This is a genomic window from Bacillus cereus group sp. BfR-BA-01441 (genome assembly GCF_022663075.1).
GTDB classification, from domain to species: Bacteria; Bacillota; Bacilli; order Bacillales; family Bacillaceae_G; genus Bacillus_A; species Bacillus_A cereus.
Window position 1 is genome coordinate 1 of record NZ_JAKUEU010000405.1, and the last position, 222, is coordinate 222.

Below are 222 nucleotides of genomic sequence, written 5' to 3' on the forward strand. Positions count from 1 at the left end.
TGGTCCAATTGAGCGTTTTCATTAATTTCTTGAGGTGGTCCTTCAGCAGGTTTCTCCGCTGCTTGCGCTTGCTTCATTTGTTCTTCCTGCTCTTTTTGTTTTTGCTTCTGTTCTTCTTGTTTCTTCATTTCTGCTGCCGCTTTTAAAGTTTCTTCTTTCTTATTATGCGCAACAATTTTTGTATACATGAAATATACAAGTGATAATAGTAAGACGAGAATG

General features: G+C 36.9%; 1 pseudogene. It reads right to left on the reverse strand.

The window, feature by feature from the left end:
* Nucleotides 1–222 (reverse strand): annotated as a pseudogene (locus MR107_RS31005) (serine hydrolase domain-containing protein); the annotation flags it as partial.